Genomic DNA, 17,512 nt, shown 5'->3' on the forward strand with positions numbered 1-17,512 from the left:
TTTACCTATTGCATATATCAACACACATTTAAAACATAGCCATAATTTAAAGTATTGTATCTTAAGATACAATAGAAAAAGAAAAGCAGAGTTTGGGAAGGCTCTGCTTTTTGTTTTATTATGGAAAGCTTTATGGTAAAATTATAAGAAAGCAAATAGTATTTTTAGAAAGGAAGTTCACAAATGAAATGGCTTAATAAACTAGAAAGAAAGTTTGGTAAATATTATATACCTAATTTAATGTGGTTAGTTATTAGCTTAAGTGCTTTTGTGTATGCGGTAACATACATTATTTTAGGTAACTTTAGTTATGTAAATAAATTAGTTTTATCTCCACAAGCTATAATGAATGGTGAAATTTGGAGACTTATTACATTTGTATTAATACCGCCTTTAAGTGGAAGTATATTTATGGTAGCATTAGGTCTGTATTTTGATTATATTGTAGGCACCACATTAGAGAATGTATGGGGTGGATTTAAATTTAATGTTTATTTTTTTGTTGGAATGTTAAGTACTATAATAATATCATTTTTAACAGGAATTCCTGCAACAGGTGCAGCAGTTACATTATCAATTTTCTTAGCATTTGCAAAACTATTTCCTGAATATACTATATTATTATTTTTTATAATACCTGTAAAAATGAAATGGTTAGGGTATCTAGCATGGGCCAAAATAGTATTTGATATAGTTTCTTCATTAATTAATGGTGGAGGATTTATAGGTGTAATTGTATGTATAGTACCAATAATTAACTACTTGTTGTTCTTTGGAAAAAGTGATTATAAAGAAACAAGAGTTAGAAAAGGTTCTGTAATAAGAATGAGTGAATATAAAAAGTCAATAAAAGCAAATAAAAAACAATACAGACATAAATGTGCAGTATGTGGAATGACGGATAAAGATGATCCTAATATGTTGTTTAGATATTGTAGTAAATGTAAAGGTGATTATGCATATTGTGAAAAACATATATATGATCATGAGCATATTATAGAGTAAAAAAATTTGAGATGATTTTAGAGATCTTGTTAATATAATGCAATAACCTTTCTTATTACCATTTTTTGGACCCCAGGGGTCAATGTCAGTAAGTTAAGCTTCAAAAAAATACAAAATGATATATTTTCAAAGAAAAGTCCGTATTTTCACGGACTTTTCTTAAATAAATTATTAGTGATATATGTATACTTTTTATTTTAAACATAACAAAAAAACTCTCATTAGTATTAAATGAAAGTTTTTTCATAAATACATAATATTGTATTTTATAGTGATCTTTTTTTATTCATTCTATTTATCATTTGAGTATTTCTATTTTCTTTTCTTTCAAATGTTCTATTGGGTCTTATTGGAATTACATTTCTTTCAATTTCTTCTTGAATAAACTTTAACATTCGTGAGCGTTTCCATGGATTGTTCATGGCTATTAAAGTAATTAATGTATCTTTAAGTTTACCGATTAGTATATTAGTATTAATTTTGTATTCGTATTTTAAATTTTTATCAGTATATTTTTCTGCCATGCTTCTTTCAGCATCTTTCTTGGCTAGGGAAACCATATTTGCTAAGTATATTGTTGCATAAAAATCTTGCTCTATAGCCATTTGAGTTTTACCAGTAAAATTTTCAATTTGTAGTTTATTTTTAATTTCATTATATTTAACTTCAATTGCCCATCTTTTAAAATAAAGTTCTTTAAAATCCGCAACTGAAAAGCCTTCATCAAATATATTTGTTATTAATATTTCTGTAATTCCAGAATCTAATTTAAACTTTATAACTCTTATTTTTAGAGTAACTTGATTATGTTTAACTTCTATAACTTGATCTTCCTTCGGGGCGTTAACAACAATCTTTAAAAACCTAGTACTTACCCTCATTAAATATTTTAAATTTTTAGTTTCAATAAAGTCTATAAAATCTTTTGAAGGATACCCTCTATCAAACAATATCAAATCATTATATTTACCTAATTCACAAAGTTTATTAAGTAGCTTTTCAGCAGTCTCTCTTTCACCTATTCTATAATGTTCTAATTTTGAAGCTACTATCATATCATTTTCTATATCATATAATGCAGAAGCTCGTGCACGAGCCACTTTAGCATTTTGATTTTCTATATATCCATATGTATTCTTAAGTTCTTCGCTATTATGTAACTGCAGGACTGTACCATCAATGGCTAATAATCTATATCCACGATATTTTTTAAATGGTACACTATAGAATCCTTCATTTATTTTATCTAAAAGGTATATAAAAGCTTCAGGTAAAACCTTTCGGCGGGCTTGCGAGAAAGCTTGTTTGGTAATAGTTATATCATTTTCATGTACTTTTTTAAAAAAGTCATCTAATTCAATTTGTAATGTTTTTTTAACAAAATTTAGTATAAATAATATTATGTCATTAAATTTCATTTTGCTTCGTCCCATCCTTGTGAAATAAGTTTTTTTACTCCTAAAATCATATAAAAACATTATATCATTTATAATTTTATTTGTTGTTTTTATTCCTTCTTTTAAATTATAAATTTTAAACATAAAAAATTCCTCCATCAATACTAATAATGCAGTATTGATTATAGAGGAATTTCCTTCAAAACCTTATTTTCTGAATATTTATTTTTCTATTTTCCAATTTATCCAAGCTTAGCTTTATGACATTGCCCCAGGGGTAGAAAAGAGCCTAACAAATTGATTTTTGCAATCATTTTGTTAGGCTCTTTTTGGTTAAATAAGATTTTGGGAATATATAAAACAAAACTATGAATTTTTACGTTCAATTGCTTTGTTTATAAAGCTATCTTTTTTTATACATACACGCTCATGCTCACCAGTAGCAATTAAGCCTTTATTATCAAATGCCTTTAATGAAAAAGAATATTTACGACCGTCTACGGCTGTAAGCTCAGCTTCAGCAAAAACTTTAACACCTTCTGCAGTTGCTGCTAGATGATTTACTGTGATTTTTGTACCAACAGTAGTATAAATATCTTCTAAAAAAGTTTGAGCTAAATCAGCAGCAGCACCTTCCATTATAGCTGCAACCATTGGAGTAGCAAAAACTTCAACGCTTCCACTTCCAACATTAACTGCTAGTGTATCTTTTGTAACAATAAGTTCTCTTTTAGATATTTGTCCGATTTTTGGTTCGTTCATTATGTATTCATCCTTTCATTTAAAGTATAGTTAAATTATAGCATATTTAATACGATTACACCAGAGAATATGGAAGTTTTTGCACAATTGATTTTACATAAAAGATAGCTCAAAATGTGGAATATATTAAGTTAAAGTATAAATATCAAATAAATTCAGAGATTATTCAAAGATGAAAAAAGGAAGTCTCAGACTGTTTTAAGACAGTTTGAGACTTCAATAATAATTATTGTATAAAATTTATATTAATTGTAAAATATTCGTTTTAATAAAAAGTTCTTCTTGATGAAATTAATGTTATCTCAGTAGGATCTTCAACTGTATATTTATTATTATGATTATAAGAATAATACTTGTTACAATCATAAATAGCTTCTGAATTATTATTAAATAAATTAGAAATACGATTCCATATTTTTGTTAAAATTTCTGATAAATCTAATGAATTTTCTAAACTTTTATTTTGAGAGATATTTTTAGTAGCATTAGCTACTAAGTGTAATTTAGATTTTTTTAGTGTTCCATAGTTCATAATAATCCCTCCGATTTTAAAAATATTTTATAATAATTTTTTTAGTTTAAAACCTTTTCTTAAGTATAATATAACTTATTTTTTTTATATTTACACCTTGATTAAATTAACAGATTATTAAAAATTTTTTAAAAAAATGAGAATATATTTAAGAATACATTTAAAATTTAATTTATAATATTAAATTATTAATTTTACATCGGATTTAATAAAAATAGTAAGATGTGAAAAATTTTCTATTCACATTATTAAAAACTTTTATTAATTTAAAAATTATGTCAAATATGTTTCATAATTTAGACTATTGAGTTATAATTTATTTATAAATAAAATACAAGAGATTAAATGTGGGGAGAATACAGCTATGAATATTATTGGATGTGTATTAATATTAAAAGATGATTTTAACAACATTTTAGTTTTAAAAAAGAAGGTTAAAAGAGGACAACAGGAAATATGGTCATTACTTAACACACCCTTAAAAGGAAAAAAAGATTGTGAAAGATCTTTAAGTAAAGCAGCAAATAAAATGTTAAAGACAGTAATTTTTCAACTTGAAGAATTTAAAGAATTCAGTATAAATGAAGAAGAAGCAGTAAAGGTATATACTGGAGTACTGAGAGAAAGATATGTTTTGGACAAAAGTTATGCTGATGCAGATTGGATAAGTAAAAATAATTTAGAAAAATATGAATTTGAAGAACTTGATAGAAGAATTTTAGAAGAATATTTAAAATAATGGCTCTGTTTTAGTAGCGTGTTGATATATGCATAAGCAAAGTGGGCGGAGTAATTGAACTTAGAAATGCTAAGATTTTGTAGAAAGTGGCTAATATAGCCACTTTTTTTTAAAATAATAAATTATTAATAAATTCGTAAAAAATAAGAACTTACTTTGATTTATAATAAAAGTAACCTTTTATACTAATAAAATTAAATTTACTCATATAGTTATTAAATGAAGGAGTGGAGATTAGGGTTTTATATTGTATAAAGTTATATAAGGAGAATATGATGAAAAAGAAGTTTACAACTATAATTATATCAGCAGTTATACTTTTAAATTCTGTAAGTAGTACTATACCAGTCCTTGCAGCTCCAAATAATTTAAGTATAAATGAAGTTATTCAAAACATACAAGAATATGATAGTAAAATTGAAACAAACATGGACAAGTTAAATAAATATAAAGAGCAAATTCTAGAAAAGGAAAATGAAATAAAAGCAAATGAAGAAGAACTAGAAATAGCTAAAAAGAATTTAGAAGAAAAGGATGAACTGTTATCTGAAAGGTTAAGAAATGTTCATATGAATGGTGGTTTTAAAGTGACACCATTAAAATATTTAGAAGCTTTATTTACTTCAGGAAATATAATGGATGCTGTAGGGAAAGTTGAAGTAATTTCTCAAATGTGTAAGAGTGATAAAAATCTTGTTAAAGAAGCTAAAAATGCTGAGCAAAATCTTAATGATATGCAAAAGAAAATAGAAAAAGAAAATGAAGAGTTACAAAAAAATAAAGAGGAAATAGAAAAATACATTACAGATTTAGAAGACCAAAAGAAACAACTTATAGATTATGTACAAGAAAATAGTGATATATTAGTAGATAGTACAAGCAGTATAATACCAATAACATTACCATCTGACATGTCTGCTGAAGCAAAAGCTATAATTAATGAAGCTCAAAAGTATTTAGGAATTCCGTATTTATGGGGAGGAACAACTCCAGAAGGGTTCGATTGTTCAGGTCTTATGCAATATGTATTTAATACAAAAGGAATAGAGTTACCTAGAGTATCGGAGGAACAACAAAGTTTTGCAAAACCTATTAGTTTATCAGAATTAAAACCAGGGGACTTGGTATTTAATAAATCATCAAACTCAACACATGTTGGAATGTATATAGGGGATGATAAGTTTCTTCATGCACCTCATACAGGAGATTTTATAAAGATAAGTACATTAAGTACATCTAATATGAAATATGCTGGAAGAGTACTAAAGGTAGATTAAGATTACATCTTAATAGAATGCCTATATAAACACATATTTAAAATGGAAGCAAAAATAAAAATGGGTGTAGTAAGCAATACTTACTATACCCATTTTTATAAATTTAATATTAGATTACCTTTTCTGATATAGAATTTAAATTATCCTTAGTTTCCGTACTGAATTCTGTTAAATTTGCTGTTTGATCGTAAATGGTATCAAGTTTTTTATTTATATTTGAAACATCAGATTGCAATTTAATTGCATCAATTTTAGTAGAAGAAACATCGGATTTTAATATATTAATATCAGATTGCAAAGCATTAATATCAAATTTTATTGAATTTTGATTTTGCTCAATGGAATCAAGCTTAGATAATATAGTATTAAATATTTGATCCATCAATAATACTCCTTTGTATAAAATAAATTACATATAGTTTTCTCATTCCTTAGAATAAAATACTAATCTTTCAAATTAGTTTATTCTTATAGTAATTTGTTGATATATTTAAAATAACCATTAAATTATATATTGTATTTAATAATATACTTTTTCTTAATATACTTTAGATTATACAACATATATAAGAAAATATATCTAGGTAAAATTTAGAAAATTATATATAAGTGTTGCATTAAGTCAAAGTCTAAATTTATGATATAATAGTATAAAGAATATGATATTATGAAAATTTAATTATCAAGAAACTGAGTAATTAATACATATTTCTAATATTAAATATAGTAGAAATTAAATATTAGTATCTTACTAAAATAAATGTGAAAAGCAGGGAGTATATATGAAAAATTTAGTAGTATTTTATTCATTAGAAGGAAGTACAAAGCTAATAGCAAATGCTATGGCTAGGAGATTGAATGCTGATATTTTAGAATTGATACCAGAGAAGAATTATTGTAATTCAGGATTTAAGAAGTTCTTTTGGGGAGGAAAAAGTGTATTATTTAAAGAAAAGCCAAAGCTAAAGAACATAGACATTGATATAGAAAAATACGAAAATATATTTATTGGTACACCTATATGGGTAGGAACATATGCACCGCCATTTAATACTTTTTTAGATACTTATAATATAAAAAACAAAAACATAGGATTATTCGCTTGCCATGGAGGCGGTGGAGCATCAAAATTCTTTAAGATTATAAAGAAGGAAATTCCAAATAATAATTTTATAGGAGAAATTGATTTCCTTGAACCAATTAAAAATAATAAAGAAGAAAATATAGAAAAGGCAATAAAATGGATAGATGAAATACTTGTGTAACGCTATTTAAAATGAATTGTTAAAAAGATATTAATAATTTATACTGTTTAAAGATAGGTGTTTAACAATACGAAAAAATATCTTGCTGTTAGGATGTAATTATGAGGAGAATACAAACTATAGGGTTTAAGTTAAGTATAATGATATCCATAATTATTACATTTATTATACCAGCTACTATCACAAAAGGTGGAAGTATAATTGAATATTCATTTGGATTTCCATTTAGATATTTATGTATATATCAATTAAATGAGAGTAATTTAAATTTATTTGTTAATTTATTTAATGGTAATAAAGGAATGAATATTAATATATTTGAACTATTTATTAATGTAGTAATTATATATTTTTTATTATTGCTAATAAAAAAAATTTATATTAATATACGAGGAACAAAAAGTCAGTAATTTAAAATTATTACTGACTTTTTAGTTATATTGATTAATAAAAACCTAAACTGTTGGAGGAGTTTGAATGAATTTTGAATACAAAGGTGAAATTATTGAGTTTCAGATTATAAGAAGAAAAAGAAAATCTATTTGTATAAAAATAGATATAAATGGAGAAGTACAAGTTGTAGCTCCTATAAGGACTTCAAAAGAATATATATTAAATTTTGTTAATTCAAAACATGACTGGATTATTGAAAAGAGGAGGGAATTAAAAACTGTTTTAAATAAGAAAGTGAAAAGAGAATTTATAAATGGTGGTACTTTTATGTATTTAGGAAAGGAATATCCTATTTGTTTGATTTTCAATGATAAAGTCAAGAAAATATCTATAGATTTTATCAATGAACACTCAACTACAAATATAGAAGGAATTTCAAAGTTTCTTATAAATACTAATACATATGAGAATGACAAACTAAAAAAAGCCTTAGAAAATTGGTATAGAAGTAAGACTTTAAATATAGTTAAAGAGAGGATAAGATTACATGAGTTGGAGTTTGAAGATAAGATAACTAAAGTAACAGTTAAAGAGCAAAAAAGAAGATATGCAAGCATAAATATAAAGAATGAAACTTATTTCAATTGGCGAATAAGCATGGCTCCGCTTGAAGTAATTGATTATATTGTTGTACATGAAATGTGTCATATGGATTTCAGAAATCATTCAAAGCAATTCTGGAACAGGGTAGAAGGAGTCATGCCAAACTATAAGAAGTGTCATAAATATTTAAAAGAAAATGGAATTAATATGACTATAGATTAGTAAAATAAGTAATGCTTATTATAAAGATAAATAGTTTTCTATTAAACGTTACAGATAGATTATAAAAAGCTATGTTTTTTTAATATTTGTTGATATATGCAATAGGTAAAGTGGCATTGTAATTGTACTTTGAGAATACTTAATGAGTATTGTCATATTTACTGCTTGTCTTAATTTTATATTAGGAGCAAGCTAAAATGGGACTATAATCATTTTTAGTATTCCTAAGTTCAATTACTCCGTCCACTTTAATTATGCATATATCAACACATTGTTAAAACAAAGCCTACAATTTAGAATTTAATATAGGAAAATAAAAAGATTCATCAATTTTTAGTGATGAATCTTTTTTTGTTTCCTTATAGTTTCCTTATAATTAGGATTTATTCTTTTATTGTAGGGAGGAATAAAAAAAATGAAAGATATTATATTAGAAACAAAAAACTTAAGTAAGAGATTTAAAAAACAAGAGGCAGTTAAGGACATATCTATTAAAGTTGAAAGAAATTCTATTTATGGATTATTAGGGCCTAATGGTGCAGGAAAATCAACTATATTAAAGATGATTACAGGGATGATTCAGCCTAGTTTTGGAGAAATATTATTTAATGATAATAAGTGGAGTAGAAAGGATTTGAAGTTAATAGGGTCTTTGATAGAAAGTGCTCCGTTATATGAAAATTTAAGTGCAAGAGAAAATTTAAAAGTTAGAACTACAGTACTGGGACTTCCAGATTCAAGAATTGATGAAGTTCTTGATATAGTAGAGCTTAAAAATACTGGAAAGAAAAAATCAGGACAGTTTTCAATGGGAATGAAACAAAGGCTTGGAATTGCCATTGCATTACTTAATAGTCCTAAACTACTTATTTTAGATGAACCAACTAATGGTCTAGATCCTTTTGGAATACAAGAACTTAGAGAACTCATAAAATCTTTTCCTAGCAAAGGAATTACAGTTATATTATCAAGTCATATATTAAGCGAAGTAGAACAAATTGCTGATCATATTGGAATTATATGTGGTGGTGTTTTAGGATATCAAGGAGAACTAAGAAAAGGTGAAGAATTAGAAAAATTATTTGTAGATATTGCTGGAAAGTATAGAAGGGAGGTATAAAAAATGCTTAAATATTTTTTAGCAGAGAATAAAAAAACAAAACACACTTTTATTAACAAACTGGTATGGTTAGCCCCTATATTCACCATTTTGTTATCAATGTTTTTTGCAGTAGATTATTTTCAAGTTGATAGTTATAACTGGTGGTATAATATGATGCTACCAGGATCACTGTCATTAGGATGTTGTTTATTAAGTAGAATTGATGGAAATATGAAAAATAAAGCAGTAATAGCACTTCCTATAGATTTGAAGAAAGTATGGTTTGCGAAGATTTTAATTGGAATAAAGAATTTATCTATTTCATGTACTATTATTTTAGTATGTAGTCAGTTAGGTGTATATTTAATCAATATAGATGGTATAAAGGAAATTGCTTTAGTAAACAGATTCTATGCTACAACATTACTTATTATTACTTTTATGTGGCAAGTTCCATTAAATATTTTTTTAGAAAATAAGATTGGATTATTTGGGACTATAATTTTAGGTTTAGGAGCTAATATTTTCTTTGGAATTATGGCTGTAGAAAGTTATTGGTGGATGATTCCTTTTTCTTATCCATTTAGAATTATGTGTCCAGTTTTAGGGGTTTTACCTAATGGATTATTGGCAGTGCCAGAAAGTCAAACCTTTACTCCAGAGGTTCTTTCTTATTCATCAGTTCCGTATGGTTTGATAGTTTCAATTATATTATTCTTAGCAATATCTTATATAACTTCTATATGGTATGAGAGAAAAGAGGTATTATAATTATGACTACAATTTATCGTTTAATGAAATCGGATTTTATAAAATTAAAGAGAACATCATTTTACTGGATTCACATTTGTGTTCCACTTATAGGAGCATTTCTATTCTTATGGTATTTTTCTTTTTCATCATGGAGTAGCCTAAGTAAGGTACAGGGATATTTAGAAGTTATATCCTTAACATTTCCTATGGTAATAGGTATTGTAACTTCAATGGTAGTAGAACAAGAATCTATGGCTGGAGGATTTAAGGAAATTTTAGGAACTGAATATGGAAAAGGAAAATGTCTTATAAGTAAAGTACTTATTTTGCTTTTCACAGGATTTTTATCTACCATATTAGCAATAGGAATTTTCTTTATTGGATTTCAATATGTTTTAAAGCAAAACTTATTGCCTTTAAATTTTTATATTTATGTAATCTTAATTATATTTGGAAGTCAGATTTTTCTTTATCTATTTCATTTATGGATAAGTTTTATATTAGGCAACGGCGGATCTATTGGAATGGGTATATTTGAAAGTTTAATTTCTGCATTGATGATTACAGGACTTGGAGATGGAATATGGCAGTGGCTACCATGTGCATGGGGAATAAGACTTGTAGATTATTTTACTGTTAATTGGGTAAATAGTGGAATAAACTCTAATGGGTTTGCAAGCATTTATGTTGGAATTCAAAATAGTGTTGTATTAACTATTTTATTAGGAGTACTTTTTGGAATCTGGTTTAAATTTTATGAAGGTACAAAGTATGTTTAAAATAATTTTAAAATTTCAATAACATCTTTATGTATGGTTATAATATTTTGAATTATATCTTATTTTAGTATAATTAATATATATTAATGAGAAAATTATTAATCTTTAGGGGGAATAAATGTGGCTGCTATTTTAGCTATAGATGATGAAGTTGGAATATTAAATATTATAAAAGTTGCATTAGAAAAAGAAGGCCATATAGTAACTACTGTTTCTAATGCTAATGAAATATCATATAATCAATACACTAAATATGATTTAATACTTCTGGATATAATGATGCCAGAAATTGATGGATTTACTTTGTGCAATAAAATAAGAAGTTTAGTAGACTGTCCTATTTTATTTTTAACAGCAAAGACTATGGAGGAAGATATAGTTAAGGGACTTAGTTTTGGTGGAGATGATTATATAACAAAACCTTTTGGAATAAGTGAACTAAGAGCTAGAGTAAATGCACATTTAAGAAGAGAACGTAGAGAAAAACAAAATGCTTTTTATATTTCTGAACTTAAATTTTATATAAATTCAAAAGAAGTATATCATGATGAAGAGTTAATTTCATTTACCAAAAGTGAATATAATATATGTGAATATTTAGCATTAAATCATGGGCAAGTATTTTCAAAGGAGCAAATTTATGAAAGCGTCTTTGGATTTGATGGTCATAGTGATACAACTGCTATTGTAGAACATATTAAAAATATAAGAAGTAAACTAAAAGTAAGAGGTATAAATACAATAGAAACTGTTTGGGGGATTGGTTATAAGTGGAAAGAATAAAGAAACAAAAAAGCATAGCTAAAATATTTGTTACGTATATAGCTACATTTTGTATAATTACAGTTCTTCAAATTATAATAATCTCATTTTTATTTATTATAGGACTTAAAAATGGAATGATTTTACCAGCTAATTATTATGAACAAATGGTAGAGAAAAATAGAAACAATATTATGGTAACAGATGAAGTATCGGAATTTATACCCAAAGAATGCAATTATGTGGTATATGATTTAAATGGAAAAGTCATTAGTAGCAATGTATCAGAAAAAAATGCATTAAAAATATGGAAAGTGATTGAAGAAGATAGAATTAGTTATGGTAGTAATTACTATAAGATAATACCAAGAGAAAATGAAGTTTGTGCTGTAGGATATAAATTAACGGCTCAGTTTTCTAATCCTATTTTACGTAAATATCTTCCAAGTGCTGAATGGTGTCCAGTAATTTTATTTATTATAACATTTATATTAGGAGTAATAATATTATCTAAATGCTTTAGTAAAAGAGTAGCTAAAGAAATGAAGATTTTAAAAAATATTACTGAAAGCATAAAGGTAGAGAATCTAAATTTTGAGACAGAAGAATCAAGTATAACTGAAGTTAACGAAGTACTATCGGCTTTAGACAAAATGAGATTAGAATTAAATGTATCACTTAATAAACAGTGGAATTTAGAAAAATCACGAAAAGATCAGATAGCAGCTTTAGCACATGACATAAAAACACCATTAACTATAATTAAAGGTAATTCAGAACTACTAAGGGAATTAAATTTAAATTCGGATGCTATGGTATTTAATGAAAATATATTAAATGAAATTAAAAATATGGAGTATTATATAAAATCTTTAATAGAAATTATGAAATCAGAAAAAGAAATGGTTCTTAAAAAAGAAGTGGTAAATTTAAAAAATTTCATAAGTGAAATAAAGGAAAAGTCAATTTTACTTGGAAGGGAAAAAGAAATTAATTTTATAACTGAAATTAATAATCTTCCAGAGAGCATTAATGCAGATAAGATTGATTTAAAGCGTACAATAATAAATTTAATTAACAATAGTATAGATTATTGTCCTATGAAAGGAAAAATATTATTTAAAGTTGATTTAAATGATAATTATATAAGTTTTAGCATAGAGGATGATGGCAGAGGTTTTAGTGAAGAAGAATTAAGTTTAGCAACAAAACAGTTTTATCAAGGTGATAAAAGTAGAAATTCTAAAAATCATTATGGTATGGGACTTTATATAACTAAAAATATTATAAATAAACATGGTGGAAATCTTATATTAGAAAATTCAAAGGAAATAGGAGGAGCAAAGGTTGTTATTAAGTTACCATTATAGAAAACTAATAAACTATTTTAAGACACTAAATGGTTATATAAATTTAGATACTAGCAAAATTATTTTTTATAAAGACAATCACTTGATTTTAGTATTGTAACATACAAAAATCAAATAAAATGTAAATTTAAATATAATACTGCTAAAATATGTTAAGAAATCTTTAAGAAATAACTAATATTTTTATAATCTATAGTTTATTATAATTTAAGAGTACTATATAAAATAGTACACTTAATACAATTGGGAGGATTGTTATGATTATTGAAATTAAAGGATTAGAAAAGAAATTCAATAAAAATACTATTGCTTTAAAAAATATAGATTTAAGCATTGGCAATGGGATTTTTGGTTTACTAGGGAAAAATGGTTCAGGAAAAACCACTTTAATGAGAATAATAACAACTTTGATGGAACCAACAAAAGGACAAGTTAATATTTTAGGATTAGAAGCTAAAACAAAAAATTATTCAGAAATCAAAAAGAACATAGGATATCTTCCACAAGAGTTTGGATTTTATAAGGATTTTACCGTATTAGAAATACTGAATTATATATCTATATTATCAAACATAGATAAATCTTTAGTGAAAGAGAAAATAGAAAAAGTTCTAAAAAATGTAGGTATGTACAATGACAGAAAGAAAAAATACAAAGAGTTATCTGGTGGGATGAAAAGGCGGGTAGGTTTGGCTCAAGCAATGTTAAATAATCCTAAAATTTTGATAGTTGATGAGCCAACTGCTGGTGTAGATCCGGAAGAAAGAATAAAAATAAGGAATTTACTAAATGAGTATAGTCAAGATAATACAGTTTTATTTTCAACTCATATTGTTGAGGATATTGAGAATACTTGCAACAAATTAGCTATTTTAAATGAAGGTAAGTTAATATTTAATGGGGATTTAAGCAGTTTATTTAAGTTAGCTTCTGGAACCTTATGGGAATGTTCATTTTCTGATATGGAAGAGTTTAATACTTTTAAGAATAAGCATAATGTTTTATCTTATAAACATGAAGAACAAGGAATTATTGCTAAAGTTATAAATGAAGGATCACCTTTGAATAATAGCAAGCCAGCAAAAGTATTTCTTGAAGAAGCTTATGTTTACATGACTAAAAAGGCAGGGATGTAGTATGCAAAATTTAAAATTAACATTATTTGAAATGAAAAAACAAATTACAAGTATAAGTTTTATAATTATAATTGCAATATTTATTGTCTTTGCTATAACTCAAATGGGAGAAATTTTTCATTATCCTGTTATGAATAATCAAGATATTACTTACATTAAGGAACATTCTGGAGAGGCAAAAAATTATTTATATGTTAAGGCTTCTCCAAAAGAATTAAAGACTAATACCATAGATTATTTAAATAGAACTATATCTCAGGGCCAAATGAAAAAAGAGGATGCAAATGTAATTAAAAGTTTAATTACTAAAATGGAACAAAAAAATTTGAGCTTTGATCAAGCATATAAAATTTTATCAAAAGAAAATTTAGATTTAATCTCTTGGTTAGATGCCTGTAAGGCTCAATTTGGGAATAAGGTAGGAACAATTGATGAGATTAATCAGAATATGAAAATCAGTCTAGATGGAAAAGGATACAGTACTGTTTTTTTTGAAAAGTATGTAACATATATGCAATTAATATGTGCAATGCTTATTCTTCCGTTATTCATATTATTGTTTACTAAAGATGTAAAATATAATATGAATGAGATTATATCTATCCAGCCAATATCTGCAATTCGTTATATTTTATGTAGATATATTGGATGTCTTTTACCAGTTTTATCAATAGTGTATATATTGGGGCTAGCCATGAATTTTTATATTATCCATAGATTTCAAACTGCTGGATGGCAAATTAATTATGAAATTTTCTTTAAAGATTATATGACTTTTATTGTTCCAACTATATTATTTTTAAGCTCTCTTATAATGTTTTTAGTATTATTTCTAAAGAAAGCTATTGCTGTATTTCCATTGTATATTCTTTATGTTATCTTTAATGCAACTCAAAGTGCTTTTTTAGGGCAAAACCAAACAAATTCACTTTATAAATGTGTCATTCGTTTAGATAATATAATTCCATATAATAATTTTATTTTATTAAATCGAGGGTTGTATTTAGTGTTATCAGTGATTTTAATTATAATTTCTTGTATACTTTATAAATATTCAAGAAACAATCCAAGGAGGACTGTAACTTTATGATATCTTTAATTTATTACAATTTAAAACTCTTATTTTCACCACTTAAATGGCTTTGTTGCCTTCTATTTATTATTCTTATGTCTATATCAATGTATACTCCTACTTATTATGATTTTACAAACATTTGTGAAATCTATATTCCACTGATAGGTATTATACTTATAACAGATATTGTGTTAATTGATAAGCAGAATGATATGACAGAAGTATTATATGTTTCAAATAGCAACTTAGAAAAGGCCTTCTGGTTTAGATATTTTATAATTGGAATTTTGCTTGCTGTTTTTATCTTATTAGCAAATGGAATTTTTTATATTAAAATGTACTTTAATAGTGAGCTATCTTTAAATGAGCCTATTACACATTTACAATTTTTAATTATTTCATTGTTTAGTACATTACTTTTGGGAACATTATCTATGACTATAGCAAATATTTTTTCTAACTCATATATAGGGTATGGATTTTCCCTTGTATATTGGTTATATTGGATTATTAATCCCAAGAAGCAGTCAATATTTAATTTATTTCCATTTGTAGCTAAGCCTAATGAATATATATATTATATTGTAATAGAATCTGGATTTATTATTATATTATTTTTACTAAATTCCATATTATTCTATAAAAGCCCATTTTTTATTACAGACAAACTTTCAAAACGTATATTTAAATAGTAAGTAAGATAATCAAAACTAATCATTAAATGGTAAGAAATTTTAATTAAAAATATATTTAAAATAGAGGCAAATTTATTAAAGAATTGGCTCTGTTTTAAACCAATGTTGATAATAGAACGTATAGAAGTGGACAAATTAATTTGTCCACGTTACTTCCTAATCCTAATAATTTATATATTTAGGTTATCTTCAAACTTAGCACAATAAAAATCAAAACTAATCAAAAAACTTTCCCTTATAAAAATTCTCATTGTCAAGTTTCTTTGCTGTCAGCCTGAACATGACGCAGCCATCTGGGCATACAATGTCCTTGCTATATTTACTATTGCCACCAATATTCTCTAAATCTCCACCACTTCTGACTGACTCCATGATTGGGAACATAATCATCATAACCTTGGAACAGATACCCTGTCCATCCGAATTTATGGGACATCCATAGGTGCAGGTATACTTATCCCCAACTTCCTCGCCGTTTCGGCAATACCGCTCTGTATGGTCACTGCGAAGAAACCCAGTTACCTCAATTTCAAATTTGTACTCCTCATCATACCATTTTTTCATGATTAACCTCCAAATTCTAATTTATCCAATAGTTTAATAAACAACTTACTCGCATAATAATACGAGTGTTCAATACTTTATATTCTTATTATACATAATTTATGGAATTAAATTATAGTAATTATGTAAATAAAATTAAATTTATACAAATATAGATTATGTTCTCTTAAAATCCTTTACCATAGTATAACTATGAGGTATATTACTGTGAACTATCAAGTTTTTAGTTTTTACAGTTTCTTTATTTGTGCTAAATGTATTAAGTACACTAAATTGCAAATAATAAAATAAATAGGTGAGTGCAAGGAGTGTTCTTATGAAAAAATTACTTTATATAACTGTAAACTCAAAGCCTGAAAATTTGTCTGCAAGTAAAACTGTAGGAAGAGCTTTTGTAAATAGATTTTTAGAGAGACATGATGACTTTGAAATGGAGGAATTAGATTTATATAAGTGTCATATACCAAGACTTGAGTATGAATATTTTGAAAAGAGAAGCTGTCTAGTAAATGAAGAAGCATTTAATAAACTGGACAAAAAACAACAAGAAGAAGTTCATAAAATAGTTAAACTAACAGATCAATTTAAAGAAGCAGATGTATATGTAATTGCTGCACCAATGTGGAGTATGTCTTTTCCAGCTCCATTAAAAGAATACATTGATTGTATAGTTATGGATGGAAAAACAGTTGATATAAAAGATGGAGAAAAACCAGAGGGGTTATTAAATGATAAACCAAGAGGTGCTGTATATATACAATCATCTGGAGCAAAAATGAATGTATTACTAAAGATGGTGATGGATAAAGGTGTTCATTATATAGAAAGTATAATGAAATTTATGGGGATTGAAAAATTTAAAGAATTATTAGTAGATGGAACAGGGACAACAGAAGAAGAAAAAACCAAGGCCATAGAAAAAGCTATTGAAAAGATAGATTTTGTAATAGATAGTATATGGTAAATCTTTCGATGATGCTATAGATATTTTTGTGCAGTTTGTAAATTAATTATTAAAATATTACTGGAAATTGTGAATTCCAGTAATATTTTTTTATTCTTTAGGAATTTATATTATTAA

At 25.7% G+C, this 17,512-nt stretch carries 20 protein-coding genes and 1 pseudogene; 15 read left to right on the top strand and 6 right to left on the bottom strand.

Going from position 1 to position 17,512, the window contains the following annotated elements; genetic code table 11:
• The first annotated feature begins 183 nt into the window (after positions 1-183).
• On the top strand, positions 184-1,005 hold the full coding sequence (locus NG904_RS14305; RefSeq protein WP_252215361.1) for a rhomboid family intramembrane serine protease: 822 nt from the start codon (positions 184-186) through the stop codon (positions 1,003-1,005).
• Between the two features lie 266 nt (positions 1,006-1,271).
• On the opposite strand, the gene NG904_RS14310 is transcribed toward NG904_RS14305, so the two are convergent.
• The 3 genes from NG904_RS14310 to NG904_RS14320 all read right to left on the bottom strand — a co-directional run bounded on the left by NG904_RS14310 (position 1,272) and on the right by NG904_RS14320 (position 3,696).
• The gene (locus NG904_RS14310) at positions 1,272-2,546 is read right to left on the bottom strand and encodes an IS4 family transposase (RefSeq protein ID WP_252232280.1); all 1,275 of its coding nucleotides are present in this window, start codon (positions 2,544-2,546) and stop codon (positions 1,272-1,274) included.
• A gap of 222 nt (positions 2,547-2,768) precedes the next feature.
• The gene (locus tag NG904_RS14315) at positions 2,769-3,164 is read right to left on the bottom strand and encodes a thioesterase family protein (RefSeq protein ID WP_252215364.1); all 396 of its coding nucleotides are present in this window, start codon (positions 3,162-3,164) and stop codon (positions 2,769-2,771) included.
• Between the two features lie 265 nt (positions 3,165-3,429).
• Positions 3,430-3,696: a hypothetical protein gene (locus tag NG904_RS14320; protein ID WP_252232282.1), complete on the bottom strand. Its 267-nt coding sequence runs from the start codon at positions 3,694-3,696 to the stop codon at positions 3,430-3,432.
• Positions 3,697-4,060: 364 nt separating this feature from the next.
• On the opposite strand from NG904_RS14320, the gene NG904_RS14325 reads away from it, so the two are divergent.
• Together NG904_RS14325 and NG904_RS14330 are read left to right on the top strand one after the other, a co-directional pair.
• Positions 4,061-4,435, top strand: coding sequence for a hypothetical protein (locus NG904_RS14325; protein WP_252232284.1), 375 nt, complete (start codon positions 4,061-4,063; stop codon positions 4,433-4,435).
• A 275-nt stretch (positions 4,436-4,710) separates the two neighbouring features.
• On the top strand, positions 4,711-5,712 hold the full coding sequence (locus tag NG904_RS14330) for a C40 family peptidase (protein WP_252232286.1): 1,002 nt from the start codon (positions 4,711-4,713) through the stop codon (positions 5,710-5,712).
• A 109-nt stretch (positions 5,713-5,821) separates the two neighbouring features.
• On the opposite strand, the gene NG904_RS14335 is transcribed toward NG904_RS14330, so the two are convergent.
• Positions 5,822-6,094: a hypothetical protein gene (locus NG904_RS14335; RefSeq protein ID WP_252232386.1), complete on the bottom strand. Its 273-nt coding sequence runs from the start codon at positions 6,092-6,094 to the stop codon at positions 5,822-5,824.
• Positions 6,095-6,494: 400 nt separating this feature from the next.
• On the opposite strand from NG904_RS14335, the gene NG904_RS14340 reads away from it, so the two are divergent.
• The 11 genes from NG904_RS14340 (at position 6,495) to NG904_RS14390 (ending at position 15,864) form a co-directional block, all read left to right on the top strand.
• A complete protein-coding gene (locus NG904_RS14340; protein ID WP_252215376.1) occupies positions 6,495-6,977 on the top strand; it encodes a flavodoxin family protein in 483 nt (160 codons plus the stop codon).
• Positions 6,978-7,078: 101 nt separating this feature from the next.
• Positions 7,079-7,387, top strand: a complete 309-nt coding sequence (locus tag NG904_RS14345) for a hypothetical protein (protein WP_252232288.1) — start codon at positions 7,079-7,081, stop codon at positions 7,385-7,387.
• A gap of 67 nt (positions 7,388-7,454) precedes the next feature.
• Positions 7,455-8,195, top strand: a complete 741-nt coding sequence (locus NG904_RS14350) for a M48 family metallopeptidase (RefSeq protein ID WP_252232290.1) — start codon at positions 7,455-7,457, stop codon at positions 8,193-8,195.
• Between the two features lie 415 nt (positions 8,196-8,610).
• Entirely contained in the window at positions 8,611-9,315 is a 705-nt protein-coding gene (locus NG904_RS14355) for a lantibiotic protection ABC transporter ATP-binding protein (RefSeq protein WP_252232292.1), read from the top strand.
• Positions 9,316-9,318: 3 nt separating this feature from the next.
• Entirely contained in the window at positions 9,319-10,068 is a 750-nt protein-coding gene (locus NG904_RS14360) for a lantibiotic immunity ABC transporter MutE/EpiE family permease subunit (protein WP_252232294.1), read from the top strand.
• Between the two features lie 2 nt (positions 10,069-10,070).
• Positions 10,071-10,829, top strand: coding sequence for a lantibiotic immunity ABC transporter MutG family permease subunit (locus NG904_RS14365; RefSeq protein WP_252232296.1), 759 nt, complete (start codon positions 10,071-10,073; stop codon positions 10,827-10,829).
• A 120-nt stretch (positions 10,830-10,949) separates the two neighbouring features.
• A complete protein-coding gene (locus tag NG904_RS14370) occupies positions 10,950-11,612 on the top strand; it encodes a response regulator transcription factor (protein ID WP_252232298.1) in 663 nt (220 codons plus the stop codon).
• Positions 11,600-12,961, top strand: a complete 1,362-nt coding sequence (locus tag NG904_RS14375) for a sensor histidine kinase (RefSeq protein ID WP_252232300.1) — start codon at positions 11,600-11,602, stop codon at positions 12,959-12,961. The genes NG904_RS14370 and NG904_RS14375 overlap by 13 nt, the downstream gene beginning before the upstream one ends.
• Before the next feature lie 257 nt (positions 12,962-13,218).
• Positions 13,219-14,097: an ABC transporter ATP-binding protein gene (locus NG904_RS14380; RefSeq protein WP_252232302.1), complete on the top strand. Its 879-nt coding sequence runs from the start codon at positions 13,219-13,221 to the stop codon at positions 14,095-14,097.
• A 1-nt stretch (position 14,098) separates the two neighbouring features.
• On the top strand, positions 14,099-15,187 hold the full coding sequence (locus NG904_RS14385; protein ID WP_252232304.1) for a hypothetical protein: 1,089 nt from the start codon (positions 14,099-14,101) through the stop codon (positions 15,185-15,187).
• On the top strand, positions 15,184-15,864 hold the full coding sequence (locus tag NG904_RS14390) for a hypothetical protein (protein ID WP_252232305.1): 681 nt from the start codon (positions 15,184-15,186) through the stop codon (positions 15,862-15,864). Before NG904_RS14385 ends, NG904_RS14390 begins: the two co-directional genes overlap by 4 nt.
• 219 nt (positions 15,865-16,083) lie before the next feature.
• On the opposite strand, the gene NG904_RS14395 is transcribed toward NG904_RS14390, so the two are convergent.
• Positions 16,084-16,431: a TIGR04076 family protein gene (locus NG904_RS14395; RefSeq protein ID WP_252215398.1), complete on the bottom strand. Its 348-nt coding sequence runs from the start codon at positions 16,429-16,431 to the stop codon at positions 16,084-16,086.
• 156 nt (positions 16,432-16,587) lie between these two features.
• Positions 16,588-16,737, bottom strand: a pseudogene (locus tag NG904_RS14400) (IS1595 family transposase); the annotation flags it as partial.
• 10 nt (positions 16,738-16,747) lie between these two features.
• Between NG904_RS14400 and NG904_RS14405 the strand changes: the two are divergent.
• Positions 16,748-17,395: an FMN-dependent NADH-azoreductase gene (locus NG904_RS14405; protein WP_252232307.1), complete on the top strand. Its 648-nt coding sequence runs from the start codon at positions 16,748-16,750 to the stop codon at positions 17,393-17,395.
• Positions 17,396-17,512 lie beyond the last annotated feature (117 nt).

Source organism: Clostridium sp. ZBS15 (assembly GCF_023845705.1).
GTDB lineage: Bacteria > Bacillota > Clostridia > Clostridiales > Clostridiaceae > Clostridium > Clostridium aquiflavi.

Bases quoted from the DNA above. Each gene is read 5' to 3' on its own strand.
- NG904_RS14305 (WP_252215361.1), top strand. From the start codon at position 184: ATGAAATGGCTTAATAAACTAGAAAGAAAGTTTGGTAAATATTATATA.
- NG904_RS14310 (WP_252232280.1), bottom strand. From the start codon at position 2,546: ATGTTTAAAATTTATAATTTAAAAGAAGGAATAAAAACAACAAATAAA.
- NG904_RS14315 (WP_252215364.1), bottom strand. From the start codon at position 3,164: ATGAACGAACCAAAAATCGGACAAATATCTAAAAGAGAACTTATTGTT.
- NG904_RS14320 (WP_252232282.1), bottom strand. From the start codon at position 3,696: ATGAACTATGGAACACTAAAAAAATCTAAATTACACTTAGTAGCTAAT.
- NG904_RS14325 (WP_252232284.1), top strand. From the start codon at position 4,061: ATGAATATTATTGGATGTGTATTAATATTAAAAGATGATTTTAACAAC.
- NG904_RS14330 (WP_252232286.1), top strand. From the start codon at position 4,711: ATGAAAAAGAAGTTTACAACTATAATTATATCAGCAGTTATACTTTTA.
- NG904_RS14335 (WP_252232386.1), bottom strand. From the start codon at position 6,094: ATGGATCAAATATTTAATACTATATTATCTAAGCTTGATTCCATTGAG.
- NG904_RS14340 (WP_252215376.1), top strand. From the start codon at position 6,495: ATGAAAAATTTAGTAGTATTTTATTCATTAGAAGGAAGTACAAAGCTA.
- NG904_RS14345 (WP_252232288.1), top strand. From the start codon at position 7,079: ATGAGGAGAATACAAACTATAGGGTTTAAGTTAAGTATAATGATATCC.
- NG904_RS14350 (WP_252232290.1), top strand. From the start codon at position 7,455: ATGAATTTTGAATACAAAGGTGAAATTATTGAGTTTCAGATTATAAGA.
- NG904_RS14355 (WP_252232292.1), top strand. From the start codon at position 8,611: ATGAAAGATATTATATTAGAAACAAAAAACTTAAGTAAGAGATTTAAA.
- NG904_RS14360 (WP_252232294.1), top strand. From the start codon at position 9,319: ATGCTTAAATATTTTTTAGCAGAGAATAAAAAAACAAAACACACTTTT.
- NG904_RS14365 (WP_252232296.1), top strand. From the start codon at position 10,071: ATGACTACAATTTATCGTTTAATGAAATCGGATTTTATAAAATTAAAG.
- NG904_RS14380 (WP_252232302.1), top strand. From the start codon at position 13,219: ATGATTATTGAAATTAAAGGATTAGAAAAGAAATTCAATAAAAATACT.
- NG904_RS14385 (WP_252232304.1), top strand. From the start codon at position 14,099: ATGCAAAATTTAAAATTAACATTATTTGAAATGAAAAAACAAATTACA.
- NG904_RS14390 (WP_252232305.1), top strand. From the start codon at position 15,184: ATGATATCTTTAATTTATTACAATTTAAAACTCTTATTTTCACCACTT.
- NG904_RS14395 (WP_252215398.1), bottom strand. From the start codon at position 16,431: ATGAAAAAATGGTATGATGAGGAGTACAAATTTGAAATTGAGGTAACT.
- NG904_RS14405 (WP_252232307.1), top strand. From the start codon at position 16,748: ATGAAAAAATTACTTTATATAACTGTAAACTCAAAGCCTGAAAATTTG.